Genomic DNA, 16187 nt, shown 5'->3' on the forward strand with positions numbered 1-16187 from the left:
GGCCAAGCCGGCTCCCGCAACCGCAATTGCGATGACACGCCGCATCATGATGTCCGCCCCACAACCCTGCGGCCATCGGCCGCAATCCCAGGGCGACCATAGGAGCGTCAGAACAGCGGCGCAACTGCGGTCAACCCTATTCTCAACAGAACGTTAACGCACCCCAAGGTGCGGATTCAGGTCGATCGGGCAGGGAGTTAGGGCACGATGCGGCAGTCGAATCGCAAGCTGGCTAGGCGATCCTGAGCGAGGGGCTGAGGGCCGTGACGGCTGCCGGCAGCTCGCGCATGTGGTCAATCAGGTGGTCCGGATTGAGCTCCGCGATCGGTACGTCGGTATAGCCGAAGGTGCAGCCGATCACCGGCACGCCGGCGCGGCGGGCGGCGCCGACGTCGGTGCCGGCATCGCCGACCATGATCGCGGCCCCGACCTCGCCGCCGGCCTGCGCGATGGTCTGGCGCAGGATCGTCGGATCCGGCTTGGCAACGCCGAACGTGTCGGCGCCGCAGATCGCGGCGAAGCGGGAGGACAGGCCGAGCTGGTCGAGCAGCCGCCTGGACAGCCATTCCAGCTTGTTGGTGCACACCGCGAACTGGCAGCCGCGGCCGGCGAGCTCGTCGAGCGCCGCCTCCAGCCCCTCGAAGGGGCGCGATTCGATGGCGATGTTCTCGGCGTAGAAATCGATGAAGTCGACCGTAAGCCGCTCCATGTCGGAGGGACTGGCGAAGCGGCCTTCCGCCTCCAGCCCGCGCTCGAGCAGCTTGCGCGCGCCGTGACCGATCATCTTGCGGGCCGAGGCCAGCGGCACCGGCCGCAGCCCTTCGCGCTGCAAGATGTGGTTCAGCGCGTTGATGAGATCCGGCGCCGTGTCGATCAGGGTGCCGTCGAGATCGAAGACGATGGTGCTGGAGATGAGCATCGGTATCCGCTAGCGGCCGGCTTGCGTCCGTGCAAGGGCCTCGCAACGGCTTTTTGTCCGATTTCGTGGCCGGCGAGAGCTAGGCCCCGCGTCAAAACATCGCTAGATATGCGCCGGCTTTCGGCCCCGGCTTGTGGGGGCCCTGGGTGTGAAGGGCGGGTTCCTTGGTCGACATGGATGCATTGAAGCGGCAGGCGGCGGCGCGTGCGCTGGAGGAGGTCGAGAGCGGCATGAAGCTCGGTCTCGGCACCGGTTCGACCGCCAAGCATTTCGTCGATCTGCTCGGGGAAAAGGTGCGCGCCGGCCTCAAGATCGTGGGCGTGCCGACCTCGGAGGCGACGCGCGCGCAGGCGCAAGCGTGCGGCGTGCCGCTGACCACGCTCGACGAGATCGACCGGCTGGACATCACCGTCGACGGCGCCGACGAGATCGATCCGGCGCTCGATATGATCAAGGGCGGCGGCGGCGCGCTGCTGCGCGAGAAGATCGTCGCCAGCGCCTCGGATCGCATGATCGTGATCGCTGACGACAGCAAATGGGTGGCGCGGCTCGGCCGCTACCCGCTGCCGGTCGAGGTGGTTCCGTTCGGCCTCGCTGCGACCCAGCGCGAGATGAGTGACGCCTTCGCCACGGCCGGCGTGTCCGGGCCGATGAGCCTGCGCAAGTCCGCAGACGGCCACGTTTTCGTCACCGATGGCGGCCACTGGATTATCGACGTCCGCCTTGGGGAGATCGTGGATCCCCCGCGCCTGGCGGACCTTTTGAGCGCAATTCCGGGCGTGGTCGAGCATGGGCTGTTCATCGGCCTCGGCAGCACGGCGATCCTGGCAGGCGCACAGGGAATTCGCGTTATCCAGCGGCCCTGAGCGCGGCACGAGGCTGCGCTCAGGGTGGCAACTCACAGGAGACTTGGAATGAAGAGCGTGTTCAGAATCTTGCCGGCCGCCGGACTCGTGCTGGCCCTGGCCTCGGCAAGCCCGGTTGCGGCACAGGGCCAGGCACCGGCGCTGAAGCCGGCCTCGCCCGCCTGCATGGCCGGCGCGCGCGAGATTCTGGGGATGAAGAACGCGGCTGCGATGTACGCCAATGCCGTCCCCGGCATCGTGCAGCAGACCAAGCAGGCGCTGCTGCAGTCCAATCTCAACTACCAGAAGGACCTCGACGAGGTCGCCGTGGTGGTCGCGCAGACCTATGCCGGCAAGGAGAAGGAGATCGGCGAGAAGATGGCGCAGATCTACTGCAACGAGTTCTCCGACCAGGAGATCGCCAACCTCGTCGCTTTCTACAAGTCAGCCATCGGCCAGAAGCTGCTTGCGGCGGAGCCGAAGGCGATCCAGATGAGCATGCAGGCGATGAACCTGTGGGCGGCGGAGTTCTCCGACACCGTCACCGCACAGTTCCGCGCCGAGATGCGCAAGCGCAACAAGCCGATCTGAGGCTTGCGGCCGAAAGGCCAGGTCGGGGGAGAGATGGCTGAATTCGACGTCGACCTGTTCGTGATCGGTGGCGGCTCGGGCGGCGTGCGCGCCGCCCGCATCGCGAGCGGCTATGGCGCTCGCGTTGTTGTCGCCGAGGAATACCGCATGGGCGGCACCTGCGTGATCCGCGGCTGCGTGCCCAAGAAGCTGTTCGTGATCGGCTCGCATGTCCGCCAGGAGATCGCCGACGCCGCGGGCTTCGGCTGGACCATCCCGACCGCGACCTTCGACTGGCCGACGCTGATCAGGAACAAGGACAAGGAGATCGCGCGGCTCGAGGCGGCCTACACCAGCAACGTCGAGAAGTCCGGCGCCAGGATCGTCAAGACCCGCGCGGTGCTCGAGGACGCCCACACCGTGCGGCTGACGACCGGCGAGACCATCCGCGCCAAGTACATTCTCATCGCGACCGGCGGCGCGCCCAACCACGGCACGCCGATTCCCGGCATCGAGCACGTCATCTCGTCCAACGAGGCGTTTCATCTCGACGAGCTGCCGCGCCGGATCGTGATCCAGGGCGGCGGCTACATCGCGCTCGAGTTCGCCTGCATCTTCGCCAATTTCGGCTCCGACGTGACCGTGGTCTATCGCGGCGACAACATCCTCCGCGGCTTCGACGAGGACGTCCGCAAGCATGTCCGCTCGGAGATGGAGAAGGAAGGCATCACCATCCTTACCGGATGCACCGTCACCAGCGTCGACAGGCACGGCCAGGACTACACCACCCATCTGTCGAACGGCTCCAGCATCGCCTCCGACAAGGTGATGTTCGCGATCGGCCGCCATCCGGCGGTGGCCAATCTCGGCCTGGAGAAGGCCGGCGTCGCCATCAATCCCCGGAACGGCGGCATCGCGGTCGACGCGTTCTCGCAGAGCTCGGTGCCGAGCATCTACGCGATCGGCGACGTCACCCATCGCTTCAACCTGACGCCGGTTGCGATCCGCGAGGGCCACGCCTTTGCCGACACCGTGTTCGGCGGCAAGACCGTGCGCGTCGATCACGCGGACATTCCGACCGCCGTGTTCTGCCAGCCTGAAGTCGGCACCGTCGGCCTGACGGAAACCCAGGCGCGCGAGCTGTACGACCGCGTCGACATCTACAAGACGAATTTCCGCCCGATCAAGGCGACGATGTCCGGCCGCGACACCCGCGTGCTGATGAAGCTCGTCGTCGACGGCACCAGCGACCGCGTGCTCGGCTGCCACATCGTCGGCGACATGGCTGCGGAGATCACCCAGGCCGTCGCCATCGCCATCAAGATGAAGGCGACCAAGGCCGATTTCGACGCCACCATCGCGCTGCATCCCTCGGCTGCCGAGGAGCTGGTGACGATGCGCACGGTGACCGAGCGCCACGTGCGGCAGGCGGCGGAGTAGGACGCCGTCTGCTTCTTGGCGCTCGTGCGCAGCCGGCCTCCGTAGCGACTGCGGTGGCCAGTGCTCACGGTCTGACGACGGTCCACACCATGGCCGATCGGGCTTGCCATCTTGGAGCCGTTCAGTGAACGGGCGGTTGGAGAGCGACCAGCATGTCCCAGGATGATTGCCTTGCGACCTATCCGCCGCTCAACACCCTGAAGCCCGTTGCCGAGAACATCTGGATCGTCGACGGGCCCGTGATCCGCTTCGGCATTCCCGGGCTGAAATTTCCGTTTCCCACCCGCATGACCGTGGTGCGCTGCGCCTCCGGCGATCTGTTCATCCACTCGCCCACGCCGTTGACGCCGGCGCTGCGGGCCGAGATCGACCGGGAAGGCCGCGTGCGCGACATCATCGGTCCGAATCGCATCCACTATTGGTGGATCCCCGACTGGCAGGCGGCGTTTCCCGACGCGGCGATCTATCTGGCACCTGGCATTCGCGCGCAGGCGAAGGGCCGCATCGACTTCGAGGGCAGGCCGCTGGATCGCAGCACTGGCTATCCGTGGGATGATGAGATCGCGACCTTGCCCGTCCTCGGCAGCTATATGACGGAGGTCGTGTTCTTCCATCGGCCGTCGCGCACGCTGATCCTGACCGATCTGATGGAGAATTTCGAGCCGGCCAAGATCGGCGCCGGCCTGGCGCGCTACCTGAGCTGGATCGGGGGCGTCGGTCCGCCGCATGGCGGCCTGCCGCGCGATCTCCGGCTGACATTTACCTGGCGGCACCGACGCGAGTTGCGGGCGGCGGTCGAGACCATGCTGGCGTGGCACCCCGAGCGGATCGTGATCGCCCATGGCGCCTGGCACCCGGCTGACGGCACCGAGATCCTGCGCGAGGCATTCTGCTGGTTGCTGCGGCCTCGAACGGCCGGCATGGCCTCACGAGACCGGCCGTCGTGAAGCCGTGCTTTTCTCCTCCCGCGACGGACGTATAAGCTCGTGCCATCGAGGTTGGCGAGGGCGGACGGATGCGGCAATGGATGAGGCTGGTGCTGGCCGGATGCAGCGTGCTGTTCCTATGCAGCCCGGCGCTCGCCGACACCCGCATCGCGCTCGTCATCGGCAATTCGGCCTATCGCGCCGTCAGCCGGCTCGACAATCCCAGACATGATGCCGCGCTGATGGCGCAGACGCTGGCCGGGCTCGGCTTCACCCTGGTCGGCGGCGGCGCCCAGCTCGATCTCGACGAAACCGCGATGCGCAGGGCCGTGCAGGAGTTCGGCGCCAACGCGCGCGGCGCCGACGTCGCGCTGGTGTACTACGCCGGTCACGGCGTGCAGGTGCGCGGCGCCAACTATCTGGTCCCGGTCGACGCCAATCCGACCCGCGAGGCCGACGTCGATTTCCAGATGCTCGACGTCAATGTCGTGCTGCGGCAGATGGAGAGCGCGGGCACCAAGCTGAACCTCGTCATCCTCGATGCCTGCCGCAACAATCCGTTCGGCGGCCGCGGCCTGCGCGACGCCGGCAGCGGGCTTGCGCAGATGCGCGCGCCGGAGGGCACGCTGATCTCGTTCGCGACCCAGCCCGGCAACGTCGCGCTCGACGGCCGCGACGGCAACAGCCCGTTCACGAAGGCCCTGGCCGAGACGATCAAGCAGCCGGGTCTCGACATCTTCAAGACCTTCAACCAGGTCGGCCTGGAGGTGAAGCGGGCGACCGCTGGAAGCCAGCAGCCCTGGGTGTCGAGCTCGCCGGTCGACGGCGACTTCTACTTCGCGGGCCAAGCGTTCGCGCCGGCCTCGACCGCGCAGCCGGCGCCGTCGTCATCCGATCCGGCCGAGCGGGCCTGGGCGGTGACGCAGAACACCACCAGCATCGCCGTGCTCGAGGATTTCGTGCGCCAGTTCGGCAGCACGCCATACGGCTCGATGGCGCGCGCCCGCATCGAGGAGCTGAAGAAGACCCAGACCGCGGCGCGTCCAACCGACTCTCCGACGGAGCGCGCGCAAGCCATTCTGCCCAATCCGCATCTCGTGCCGCGCGTGGTCAAGCGCAACGTCTCGCAGGGCTATCTCAACCTGCGCAGCGAGCCCGGGCAGAAATCCAGCATCCTGACCCGCATTCCGGCCGGCGAGACCGCGATGGTCGGCGGCTGCGTGATGCCGGGCGACGGCATCAGCCGGTTTCCGTCGTGCCGGGCGGTGTGGAACGGCGTCGTCGGCTGGGTGTCGTCGAACGGGCTGGAGTGAGCAGTCCCGCACCCTCAGCGCATCGCCGCTCAGATCGCGCTTGTACACCACCCCGCTCGCAATGACGGGCCAAGCTGCTGTCTCGTCAACCGGCCTGCCGCGCGTTGCGCGGTCGTGCGAGATAGGGCAGCGCGAACATGTAAAGCCCCGTGCAGAGCAGCACGATCAGCGGGACAAGCGCGAGCAGGCCGATCCAGAAGGCCGGCTGCGTCTGCGTCATCGCCGCGATGTTGACGATGACGCCGAGCGTGAAGGCGATGGACACCCAGCGATGCACCTGCCGGATCGTGTTGCTCCAATTCATCTGTTTCTTTCCTTGATGATGAGTTTTCGTCCGGTTCGGCTCAGTCGAGCCGCGCCAGAGTCTGCTCCAGGCCGTCGAAGAACTTCGGCCAGCCGTAGCTTGCGCCCTGATAGGCGCGGGTCTGATCCGGTCCGAAGCCGGTCTGCTCCATGCGCAGATGCGTGCCCGCCGCCGTCGGCGTCAGCGTCCAGGTCACGACGCTGTCGAGGCCGAGGGCGGCCCAGCTGTAGGACAGCGTCCTGTGCGGCTCGACAGTCGTGACCTGGCAATCAACCACGCCCCAGTCGGCCTTCAGCTTGAAGCGATGACCGGCCGCCGGCACGAAATCATTCGCCATCAGCCACTCCGCGATCAGATGCGGCTGCGTCAGCGCGCGCCAGAGCTTTTCCGGTGGATGCGCGAACTCGCGTTCGACGACGACGGTGCGGGTTTCCGGCGCGGCTTTCGTCATTGATCCATCCTGTTGAGAAGATTTTCCAGGTCATCGAACCGGCTCTCCCAGAACGCGGCCATGCGGCTGGTCCAGTCGAGCAGGGGGGCGAGCGCCTTCGGCTGCGCGCGATAATGCGTCTGGCGGCCTTCGTGGCGCTCGCGCACAAGGCCGGCTTGCTTGAGCACGCCGAGATGTTTCGACACGGCTGGTTGCGACACGCCGGCCTTGGCCGTCAGCGCGCCGACGGTCTGCTCGCCATGCCGGCACAGGCCCTCGAAAATGGCCCGCCGGGTCGGGTCGGCAAGTGATCTGAACAGGAGGTCGGGCGATCGCGCCATTTTATCCATAACCCGTTGGTTATGAATAAACTCATAACCGCAAAGTTATGAATAGGTCAAGCATGAATTCTCGTTGGAGCGATCGGTCCGCAAGTTCGACGGGTGGGGCGCGGACGGCTTCGGTGGACTTCCGGGACCACCGCAGCATGATCCGGCCGGCGCGACCGCCCGGATCATCTGCGTTCATGGTCGGCTCAAGGCGTCAGCGTCCATTGCTGCGATCCCGCCGCCGAGGCCGAGGTGGTCAGCAGCTGGTTGCCCACGGAGGTGGCGTTCTGGCTCGTGACCTCGACCGGATAGCTGCGCACCGCGATCGTGCCGGCCGCGGCGTCGTAGCGGAAACGCTGGTTGTTGTTGCCGGTGCAGGTCCAGATGACGAGTTGCGCGCCGTCGCCATAGCTGCCGTTGTTGTCGAGGCAGTAGTGCGGGTCCTGCATGCTGCGGATCATGCCGCTGGCATCGTCGTAGCTCCAGGTCTGGTTGGCGGCGCCGGTGCAGTACCACTGGATCACGGCGGTGCCGTCGGCCATCGCGCCGCCGCTGGCGTCCATGCACAGCGCCGACGTGCGATTGACGATGCGGACCGGCTGGCGCGCTGGCGCTGTGGCGGTGGGGACCGGCGCGTAGACGACGCCGAGCTTGTCGATCTCGTCGCCGGACCGGCCGTGGAAGCCGGTGATCTGCCAGCCGCTCGGTGCGGTGTAGCTGGTGCAGCTCGACGTCGTCGTGCCGCCCGACAAAGTGCGGCCCGCGCTGGTGCCGAACGCGACCCGGAAGATGCGCGTGTGGCCCTGATACTGATCACTGCACAGATTGACCGAGGTGAGATATTCGCCGCTGCCGAGCGCCAGGCTCTGCGCCGTGCCGCCGGTGCCGCCATGGCTGTAGACATAGCCGTTGGACAGCGTCAGCTCGACCTGGTCGACCCGGGCTCCGGTGCGGATGGTCAGCTTGCTCGCCACCGGGTTGGCCGGCAGCGCCGAGACGTCGTTGTAGCTCGTGCCATGCGGCCCGCCGAACTGGTCGCTCAGCCTGCGGCTCGCGGCCGTGGCGAAGCTCCAGTCGACCTCGACCGGATGATGATCGGAGAGCTGCGCGCCGTTCGAGTCCAGCGCGTCCTGGCGGTCGGCATAGTTGGACGCCTGCAGGTTCAGGAAGCCGTTGTTCCGCCACAGCACCTTGTCGACGATCTCGCAATCCGGCCGCGCCGTCTGGGTGCCGCCGCAGACCAGCGGGTCGCCGATCGGCGGCACGCTGCCGCCGCGCACCGTCTCGATCCAGGCATCGCTGAAGCCGTGATGCAGGAATTCCCACATGTTCTGGCCGGCCCGGGTGTAGCGCGTGTTGGTGTCGCCCATCACCATGACGGCGTTGCCGGCCGAGTTCGCCTCGATGTAGCTCAGGATCTGCGCCACGTCGGACTCGCTGTAGGCGAGATCGGTGGAGGACGTGCCGGACTGGGCGTGCAGGTTGTAGAAGTCGAGATAGACGCCTTCGGCCAGCCGCGTGCGGACCAGCGAGAAGCCCTTCGGCGTCAGCGCGTCCGAATCGGCGCGCTTGGTCCAGGTCACGCGATCGAGATCGTCGAACGAATAGGTGCTGAGCGTATTCATGCCGTCGCCGATGCCGGCCGTGCCCGAGGTCGGCGTGCGATAGGGATGGTTGTCGCAGGTGTCATAGAGCGCCGCGTGCCAGAGAAAATCTTCCTGCACGTTGACGATGCCGAACTGGCGCAGATAGCAGCTGATCACGCGCGAATGCGCGTCGCTGCCGCCATTGTAGGCGGTCGGCGTTTCCGCCACGTTGTAGGTCAGCGTGCTGAACGTTCCGTCTGCGGCGTGCAGCGCGCTGCCGAGCAGGCTGGTGCATCCAAGCGCGATTGCGCCCGCCCATAGGCGAAGTGTCATTGGTCGATTCCCCTCGATGATGCCGGATAGCGGGGCGCGCGATATCACCTGCCGCGTGTCGGCCTGATGACGGATCGATGCATGTTCTGCGCGCGGCGTGTCGGGATGGCAGATGCGAGCGGGGGTTGCGTCGTGTGCGCACGACCGATCCGCCTGCGCTCTGCGATCGACCGCGGCCATGGCAGCGGTTGCGAATGACGAGCGCCGAGGAACTGACCGACGCCGACTCCTCCTCGCCCTGCACGGAAACACGCCGCACGCCATACTCTGCTCGGGGGACGCTGAGGGGACGCTGAACTGCTAGCAAGCCCGGCATCAGGTGATGGAGATGACGGACATGCAGCCAAACGAGGCTCGGCCGCGGCGCAAGCTGCCGATGATCCCCCGCGCGGTGTTGGCCGCGAGCGTCCTCGCCGTCTTCCTGTTCCTGCACGTCGTCGCAGCCACGATGCTGCGGGGCGATGCCACGCGAAGCGGAGCGCAGGCCGATGGGACTGCAACGCTCCAGCCCTACGATTGACGATCCCCGCTCATTTTCAACTTCATCAGCCGGAGCTATTTCATGGCCGGATCAGGATCATTTCTGCTGCTCAGCGCCGCCGTTTTCTTTGGTGCCTTCGTTTCCGGCCTGGCCGGGTTCGCCTTTTCCGCCGTGGCCGGCGCGATCCTGCTGCACAGTCTGCAGCCTTTGGAGGCCGTGCCGTTGATGATGGCGTGCAGCGTCGGCGTGCAGGCGACGAACCTCTGGGCGCTTCGCAGCAGCATCCGCTGGAAGGACAGTTTCGTCCTGATCCTGGGCGGCCTGCTGGGCGTCCCCCTCGCGCTTTGGCTGCTGCACAATGCGGACGCGCGCGTGTTTCAGCAGGTGTTTGGCGCGACGATCGCGATCTACGCCGGCTACATGCTGTTCAAGCCGGCGCTGGGCAGCCTTCAACCGATGAACCGAGGCCGCACCGCGATCGTCGGCTTCGGCGGCGGTCTCATCGGCGGCCTCACGGCGATGCCGGGTGCGCTGCCGACGATCTGGTGCGAGATGCACGGCCTGCCGAAGACCGAGCAGCGCGGCGTCGTCCAGCCGTTCATTGCCGCGATTCAGCTCGCCTCGCTGGCGACGATGCTGGCCCGGCAGGATCTGTCGTCCAAGGTGATCATCGATCTCGCCTTGAGCATCCCGGCGCTGTTCGCCGGCACTGCGCTCGGCATCCTCGCCTTCCGCAGGATCAACGACGCGCTGTTCAGGAAGATGATCCTGGGCATCCTGCTGCTGTCGGGTCTGTTGCTGGTCGTATGACGGAGAGGCGTCGTCCCCTTCGCGCGCAGCCAAGCTATCGTTGCTGCATTCCGGGACGTGCCGCGAAGCGGTGCGGGTCCGGACTACTCCCGATCGCGGTCATGGACAAAAGATTTCTCTTTACGAATATCAGAAATCATGCTTTAGTGTCGCCATCCCGCCTCACTCGGAAGGGGCGTTGCGCGCGATCGTCACGACACGCGGGGCGGGGAGCGATGGCCGCGAGGGAGCCGCAGCATGTCTTCGGGCGTGCGGACGAACGGCTCGGCGCGGACGTGAAGTCGCAGCGTGCTGACACCCCGACGCTGGTGTCACGTTACGCGGAGCCTCGCTTCGCGTGGCAATGGTGGCCAACAAGCCCGGCGCACCAGGCAGACTGCGTATAAGCGTGAAGACCGTCGCGCAGGGAATGCCGGTTGACCGGCTGAACCTGTGGTACCTGCCGCCTGCACTTTCTTCCGCAGGCGGGCCATGGGCGAGGCCATCGTCCGGCATTCCCTGCGCCCTCCGACTATTGGAGGGCGAACGAGGTCCAGCATAGCTCGGGCGCAGCCGCGTCGCGGGAGCGTGTTGCATGTCTTCACCGCCGGCGGCTTGGGGCTCGCGGACACGGGAGCAGGCATGCGGCTCCGGGATCACCCGGAATCTCAACCCGGTCAGAATCCTTTCGCTGCCGCAATGGCTTGGCCGGACGACTTAAATTCCAGATGGCAGTCCGGGGACAGGCTGTGTATAAGGCGCGCGCCGCCGTGCGGGGAACAAGTGTGCGGCCGTCTAGAGGGAGTAGAAAGCCATGACGGAGCGCTGGAGCCCGGAGAGCTGGCGGTCCAAGCCGGTGCAGCAGGTGCCCGACTATCCCGACCAGAAGGCGCTGGCCGAGGTCGAGGCGCAGCTTGCGACCTTTCCGCCGCTGGTGTTCGCCGGCGAGGCGCGCAACCTGAAGAAGGCATTGGCGCGGGTGGCGGCGGGCGAGGCGTTCCTGCTCCAGGGCGGCGATTGCGCCGAGAGCTTTGCCGAGCACGGCGCCAACAACATCCGCGACTTCTTCCGCGTGCTGCTGCAGATGGCGGTGGTCATGACCTATGCCGGCGCGGTGCCGGTGGTGAAGGTCGGCCGCATCGCCGGCCAGTTCGCCAAGCCGCGCTCCTCGCCCACCGAAAAGATCGATGGCGTCGAGCTGCCGAGCTATCGCGGCGACATCGTCAACGACACCGCCTTCACCGCCGAGGCGCGTATCCCCAATCCGCAGCGTCAGCTCGACGCCTACCGGCAGTCGGCGGCGACGTTGAACCTGCTGCGGGCGTTCGCCACCGGCGGCTTCGCCAATCTCGGCAGCGTGCATCAGTGGATGCTCGGCTTCGTCAAGGATTCCCCGCAGTCGCGCCGCTACAAGGAGCTCGCCGACCGCATCTCGGAGGCGCTCAACTTCATGCGCGCCTGCGGCCTCGACCTCGAGAGCCATCCGGAGCTGCGCGCCACCGATTTCTACACCAGCCACGAGGCGCTGCTGCTCGGCTACGAGCAGGCCTTCACCCGTGTCGATTCCACCACCGGCGACTGGTACGCGACCTCTGGCCATTTCATCTGGATCGGCGACCGCACCCGCCAGCTCGATCACGGCCATGTCGAATATTTCCGCGGCATCAAGAACCCGATCGGCCTGAAATGCGGCCCATCGCTGAAGCCGGACGAACTGCTCAAGCTGATCGACATCCTCAACCCCGACAACGAGCCGGGACGGCTGACGCTGATCAACCGCTTCGGCGCCGACAAGGTCGGCGATCATCTGCCGGGACTGATCCGCGCGGTCCAGCGGGAAGGGCGCAAGGTGGTGTGGTCGTGCGATCCGATGCACGGCAACACCATCACCTCGACCTCGGGCTACAAGACGCGGCCGTTCGACCGCATCGTGTCCGAGGTGCGCGCGTTCTTCGCGGTGCATGCCGCGGAGGGCACCCATGCCGGCGGCATCCATCTCGAGATGACCGGCAAGGATGTCACCGAGTGCATCGGCGGTGCGCGCGCGATCACCGACGAGGATCTCAACGACCGCTATCACACGGTGTGCGATCCCCGGCTGAACGCCGAGCAGTCGATCGACATGGCGTTCCTGATCGCCGAGCTGTTGAAGCAGCAGCGCGGCGGCAAGTCCGCACCGATGCCGGCGGTCGCGGGCTTCTGATGCTGCGTTTGTGGCGCGCGACGGTCAACTCGCGCAACGGCCTGGCCTTCGCGCTGCGCTCCGAGCAGGCGGTGCGCGAGGAGGTCGTCGCATTCCTGCTGGCGCTGCCGCTCGCCTATGTGATCGGCGCGACGCCGATGCGCAGCGTCGAGCTGGTCTGCGCGGTGGTGCTGGTGCTGGTCGTCGAGCTGCTGAACACCGCGATCGAGAAGCTCGCCGACCGCCTGACCACCGAGCACGATCTGCAGATCGGCCGGGTCAAGGATCTCGGCTCGGCCGCAGTCGGCGTCGCGCTGCTGATGTCGGGCTGCTTCTGGCTGTTCGCGATCGCCGAGCGGCTCGGGCTGCTGTGAATGAGTTGAGCGATGGCCGCTGACTTCTTCAGGATCACGCTGGCCCAGCTCAACCCGACGGCCGGCGACATCGCGGGAAATGCCGCGAAGGCGCGCGAGGCGCGGGCGAGGGCGGCGGCCGACGGCGCCGATCTCGTGGTGCTGCCGGAGCTGTTCCTGGCGGGGCATCCATCCCGGGACCCGGTGCTGAAGCCGGCATTTCAGGCCGCGTGCCGGGCCGCGATCGAGGCGCTCGCGCGCGAGACCGCCGATGGCGGGCCGGCGGTGCTGATCGGCACGCCCTGGACCGAGGACGGCAAGCTCTACAATGCCTGCGTGCTGCTCGACGCCGGCCGCATCGCCGCGACGCGCTTCAAGGCCAACCTGGCCGATGGTGATCAGAAGCGCGTGTTCACGCGCGGCCCGGCGGCCGGCCCGCTCAGCGTGCGGGGCGTCCGCATCGGGGTCGCGATCGGCGAAGACATCTCGCTCGAAGACTCCTCGAACTACGAAAACGTCGTCGAGACGCTGGCGGAAACCGGGGCCGAGCTCATCGTCGTGCCGAGCCGCTCATGCTACGTGCGCAGCGGCGGCGACCGGCGCCTGTCGGCCGCCGTGGCCCGCGTCACCGAAAGCGATCTGCCGCTCGTCTGGCTCAACCAGGTCGGCGGTCAGGACGGCGAGGTGTTCGACGGCGCGTCCTTCGCGCTGAACGCCGATCTCTCGGCGGCGGCACAGCTCCCGGGCTTCGTCGCTGAAGTCGCGACCTTGGCATGGAGCAGGGGAGACGATGGCTGGCAGTGCCGGGGACCGGTCACCACGCTGATCGAGGGCGAAGAGGCGGACTACGCGGCCCGCGTGCTCGGCCTGCGCGACCACGTCGAGAAGCACGGCTTCACCGGCATCGTGCTCGGCCTGACCGAAGCCATCGAGTCGGCGCTGGCCGCAGCCCTGGCGGTCGATGCGCTCGGGTCCGGCAAAGTCCGCGGCGTGATGCTGTCCGGACCCGGCACGTCGCAGGCGTCGCTGGATCAGGCCATGGCGGTCGCGGCGCGACTCGGCTTCGCCGCCGAGCGGGTACCGATCGCGGCCGCCGTCGAAGGCTTCGAGCGCGCGCTGCCCGGGCCGCTTGCGGGAAGCGCCCGTCATCAATTGCTGGCCCGCGTCCGCGCGACGCTGCTGATGGCACTGGCGAGCCTGTCCGGCGCGCTGGCCGTTGTCGTCGGCGCCACGGCCGAGATCGGCGACGTGGCTGGCGGGTTTGCGCCGCTCGAAGGCATCGGCCCGGCACAGTTGCGTCGTCTCGCAGCATTGCGAAACCGCTGGCGGTTCGCTGACGCGCTGGGACCGTCGGGCGAGGTCATCTCGCCCGCTCTGATCACGAGTCCGCTGGAGGCGCGCGACGACCGGGCGCTTGCTGACCGCGCGTCATCAGACGCGTTCGAGGGATGACGCCCATGGCCCGGCGACTGACTCGATCAGCGCTGCGGGATGAAAGTCGGTCCGACCGTGCGGATCTGCTTGTCGCCGCCAGCGCTGGTCGTGATGTCCGCGGTCGCTGGCGCTGCGGCCTCGGCCGGCGCGGCACCCTTCCTGGCGGCGTTCGCCGGCGCCCTGCCGGTCTGGCGCTGCTGCATGCGCTTGGCGCTCTCCTCGGTGACGATGATGTCGCCCTGCTCGGCGGCGGTGGCTCGGTCGTCGATCGACTTCAGTGCCTCCGCCCAGGTCTGGCCCGGCGCCTTGCAGGAACAGCTCGGGTTGAACTCGGTGCGGAACTTGAAGGCGTTCGGCAGCGCGGTATAGGGCTGACCGTTGACCGAGACCGCCTGGTTCATGTCTTCGCCGGGATTGCGATAGGTGAACAGCGTCGCGTCGGCGGCAGGGCATTGCGCCTTGCAGGCGCGCTCGTCGTCGGCGAAGCGGCCGGGAACGGTGGCAAACGAGATCGGGAAATAGGCGCCGTCGCAGCTGCGCACGCACACGGTCCGAAAGGTGCCCTGCGGCGCCGCGAGATCGGCGCTCGGCGGCGGCAGCGATGCGGCGGGATTGCTGTCGGCCCCGCCGCCGAACAGGCTGGTCAGGAAGTTGCCGCCGCCGCTGCGATTGGCGTTTGCATTGGCATATTGCTGGTACTGCGGGCCGCAATTGTTCTGGCCGAGGGCAACCAGCACCGAGCGGCGCTGGTTGTCGCGCTCACCGCCGAACCCACCGCTGCGCAGACGCTCCAGGCTGCCCATGATCTGGTCCAGGTTGGAGCGCATCTGCTGGATCTGGTTGTTCACTGGCTGGCATTCGGCCGCGCGGCCGTTGAAGATCGAAAAGAAGCCGGGGCTGTCGCAACCCATGCGCTTGGCCTGCATGCTGACGCGGTCGAGCTCGCCTTGCTGCTTGGCGGCCGCGTCCTGATAACGCCGGATCTGGTCCTCACGCGCGGGATCGCCGCCACCGCCGCGATCGATCGAGGCGAGCTGCGCTTCCAGACGTGGGCAGATCGGATTGACGCCGGCCTGCGGCCCGGGCGGGCCCGGCGGCATCTGCGCATAGGAATCGGAGCTGGATTGCGCCAGGGCGTGCGAGCCGGTCAGGGTCAGTCCGAGCAGCGCAGAGAGGGCCAACAGGCGCGGAGACAGGGATGCGATCAAGATGCGGTATTCCGGTCCATGGGTGCAGCCGCGGGACTAGCACAGAATTCGGAAAAATCGCGGCAGCGGCGGGCATCCCATAGCCGCTTTGTCGGGCATCGTCACGTCGTTTCCGGGGCGCCGAGGTGGCGGGAACAGCCGTTCCCGGCCGTCTCAGCGCTGGCAGGTGATCGCGACAAAGTCTCTGCAGCCGCCATGGGCGCAGTTTGCGCCGGCTTTCGGCACCGATCCGGTGATTTCATCGGGGTCGACGCGGCGATAGGAGGAGGCCTGTGCAAAATCCCGTGATTGGCAGTACGAGCGCGCAGCCGAGGCGCCGCAGCGGTCGCCCTTGGCGAGGCACTGGTCGACGCCGTAGCCGTCGGCTTCGTTGGCGATGATGAAGATGCGGCTCTCCGCCGTGGCGGCGGTCGCGGCGGCGAGGAGAACACAGCAGGCGAGCAGCGCCGGGGAGATTCGCATGGTGCACCGGTGGGTGTAGGAGACAACTCATGGTTAGGCCCAAAAGGTTAAAAATGATTAACCATGAGGCGGGGCGCGAGCATTTGGGCAGTGAAAGCGGCCGTTTTGCGGCTCTTGACGGAGACAGCCTGCTGCATCATGGTGAGTTTCATGAACGGTTTCCTCGCCATCTGCTGCATTTGCCGCGAGATTACGCGCTAGCGATCCGCTGGCTGAGGCCGTCTTTTCTCAACAGAGATGATCAGGACGCCCGGCCGGTAGGTCGGGAGCGTGATTCGTGCCG

17 protein-coding genes are annotated in these 16187 nt (G+C 67.1%); 10 read left to right on the top strand and 7 right to left on the bottom strand.

The genetic code is table 11. The features are described 5' to 3' along the window. Positions 1–232: 232 nt before the first annotated feature. Positions 233–919, bottom strand: coding sequence for an HAD-IA family hydrolase (locus ACQR10_RS16405; RefSeq protein ID WP_316216218.1), 687 nt, complete (start codon positions 917–919; stop codon positions 233–235). 173 nt (positions 920–1092) lie between these two features. On the opposite strand from ACQR10_RS16405, the gene rpiA reads away from it, so the two are divergent. The 5 genes from rpiA (at position 1093) to ACQR10_RS16430 (ending at position 6013) form a co-directional block, all read left to right on the top strand. Further along, on the top strand, positions 1093–1785 hold the full coding sequence (gene rpiA, locus ACQR10_RS16410) for a ribose-5-phosphate isomerase RpiA (RefSeq protein WP_316216408.1): 693 nt from the start codon (positions 1093–1095) through the stop codon (positions 1783–1785). A 48-nt stretch (positions 1786–1833) separates the two neighbouring features. Beyond that, positions 1834–2355: a DUF2059 domain-containing protein gene (locus tag ACQR10_RS16415; RefSeq protein ID WP_316216219.1), complete on the top strand. Its 522-nt coding sequence runs from the start codon at positions 1834–1836 to the stop codon at positions 2353–2355. Positions 2356–2388: 33 nt separating this feature from the next. Further along, complete coding sequence (gene gorA / locus ACQR10_RS16420; protein ID WP_316216220.1) at positions 2389–3774, top strand: glutathione-disulfide reductase; 1386 nt, start codon at positions 2389–2391, stop codon at positions 3772–3774. Positions 3775–3926: 152 nt separating this feature from the next. Further along, entirely contained in the window at positions 3927–4721 is a 795-nt protein-coding gene (locus tag ACQR10_RS16425) for a DUF4336 domain-containing protein (RefSeq protein WP_316216221.1), read from the top strand. 68 nt (positions 4722–4789) lie between these two features. Then, positions 4790–6013, top strand: a complete 1224-nt coding sequence (locus ACQR10_RS16430; RefSeq protein ID WP_434912005.1) for a caspase family protein — start codon at positions 4790–4792, stop codon at positions 6011–6013. 85 nt (positions 6014–6098) lie between these two features. Here ACQR10_RS16430 and ACQR10_RS16435 read toward each other — a convergent pair whose 3' ends face one another. From ACQR10_RS16435 to ACQR10_RS16450, 4 genes are all read right to left on the bottom strand, one after another. Then, complete coding sequence (locus tag ACQR10_RS16435; RefSeq protein ID WP_316180663.1) at positions 6099–6317, bottom strand: hypothetical protein; 219 nt, start codon at positions 6315–6317, stop codon at positions 6099–6101. Positions 6318–6357: 40 nt separating this feature from the next. Then, positions 6358–6768: an SRPBCC family protein gene (locus ACQR10_RS16440; protein ID WP_315803078.1), complete on the bottom strand. Its 411-nt coding sequence runs from the start codon at positions 6766–6768 to the stop codon at positions 6358–6360. Next, the gene (locus ACQR10_RS16445) at positions 6765–7088 is read right to left on the bottom strand and encodes an ArsR/SmtB family transcription factor (RefSeq protein ID WP_434884380.1); all 324 of its coding nucleotides are present in this window, start codon (positions 7086–7088) and stop codon (positions 6765–6767) included. The genes ACQR10_RS16440 and ACQR10_RS16445 overlap by 4 nt, the downstream gene beginning before the upstream one ends. A gap of 194 nt (positions 7089–7282) precedes the next feature. After that, positions 7283–8995 (bottom strand): jacalin-like lectin, encoded by a 1713-nt coding sequence (locus tag ACQR10_RS16450; protein ID WP_434912006.1) that lies wholly within the window; start codon positions 8993–8995, stop codon positions 7283–7285. 328 nt (positions 8996–9323) lie between these two features. On the opposite strand from ACQR10_RS16450, the gene ACQR10_RS16455 reads away from it, so the two are divergent. From ACQR10_RS16455 to ACQR10_RS16475, 5 genes are all read left to right on the top strand, one after another. Then, positions 9324–9515 carry a hypothetical protein gene (locus ACQR10_RS16455; RefSeq protein ID WP_316216225.1) on the top strand — a complete coding sequence of 64 codons (192 nt, stop codon included), beginning with the start codon at positions 9324–9326 and terminating at the stop codon, positions 9513–9515. Between the two features lie 42 nt (positions 9516–9557). Next, complete coding sequence (locus ACQR10_RS16460) at positions 9558–10286, top strand: sulfite exporter TauE/SafE family protein (RefSeq protein ID WP_316216226.1); 729 nt, start codon at positions 9558–9560, stop codon at positions 10284–10286. 793 nt (positions 10287–11079) lie between these two features. After that, positions 11080–12468, top strand: a complete 1389-nt coding sequence (locus ACQR10_RS16465; protein WP_315803084.1) for a class II 3-deoxy-7-phosphoheptulonate synthase — start codon at positions 11080–11082, stop codon at positions 12466–12468. Next, a complete protein-coding gene (locus ACQR10_RS16470; protein WP_315776898.1) occupies positions 12468–12821 on the top strand; it encodes a diacylglycerol kinase in 354 nt (117 codons plus the stop codon). Before ACQR10_RS16465 ends, ACQR10_RS16470 begins: the two co-directional genes overlap by 1 nt. Before the next feature lie 12 nt (positions 12822–12833). After that, a complete protein-coding gene (locus tag ACQR10_RS16475; protein ID WP_316216227.1) occupies positions 12834–14252 on the top strand; it encodes a nitrilase-related carbon-nitrogen hydrolase in 1419 nt (472 codons plus the stop codon). Positions 14253–14278: 26 nt separating this feature from the next. On the opposite strand, the gene ACQR10_RS16480 is transcribed toward ACQR10_RS16475, so the two are convergent. Beyond that, a complete protein-coding gene (locus ACQR10_RS16480; RefSeq protein WP_315803087.1) occupies positions 14279–15442 on the bottom strand; it encodes a DUF2865 domain-containing protein in 1164 nt (387 codons plus the stop codon). Between the two features lie 153 nt (positions 15443–15595). Continuing rightward, a complete protein-coding gene (locus ACQR10_RS16485) occupies positions 15596–15904 on the bottom strand; it encodes a hypothetical protein (RefSeq protein WP_316216228.1) in 309 nt (102 codons plus the stop codon). Between the last annotated feature and the right edge of the window lie 283 nt (positions 15905–16187).

The sequence above is a fragment of the Bradyrhizobium sp. HKCCYLRH2060 genome, from assembly GCF_051168135.1.
GTDB lineage: Bacteria > Pseudomonadota > Alphaproteobacteria > Rhizobiales > Xanthobacteraceae > Bradyrhizobium.